Genomic DNA, 398 nt, shown 5'->3' on the forward strand with positions numbered 1-398 from the left:
GCTTCGAACATTGGTTGTGTTGCGTCGGCCCCCGGCCTGCCCGGCGGGCGTTATCGATAGCGATGGGGAATTCCTACTTAAGATCACTCACCCGGTTATTCATCTTGATAAACGGCTTACGTCGTGCGGTTTTCGTATTTATTTTGGCGTTTTAGTTACAGAACTAATTAACGAAGCCACAGATCGATTCTCAGAGTTGGATCTGGCGAGTTAGCGCGCGTCGTCGATACTCAGCGACGAAACAGTTGAGCGGAAAAGACGGGACAGCCGACGGCGGGGAGAGGGAGTCGAGCCAAAGAGCGACGGCGACGGCCGCAGAACGCGCGGTCGTTTGCTGGGCGTTAGACTCGCTCGGTGTTCACTGATCGCGCAGGCGCGACAGTTCCGACTCGGGGATC

General features: G+C 56.3%; 1 protein-coding gene. It reads left to right on the top strand.

Annotated elements, in window-relative coordinates:
• Positions 1-214 (top strand): hypothetical protein (locus EXE45_RS21010; RefSeq protein WP_206750515.1); only part of this gene is annotated, 214 nt, incomplete at its 5' end.
• Positions 215-398 lie beyond the last annotated feature (184 nt).

The sequence above is a fragment of the Halorubrum sp. SP9 genome (assembly GCF_005435015.1).
Lineage (GTDB): Archaea > Halobacteriota > Halobacteria > Halobacteriales > Haloferacaceae > Halorubrum > Halorubrum sodomense.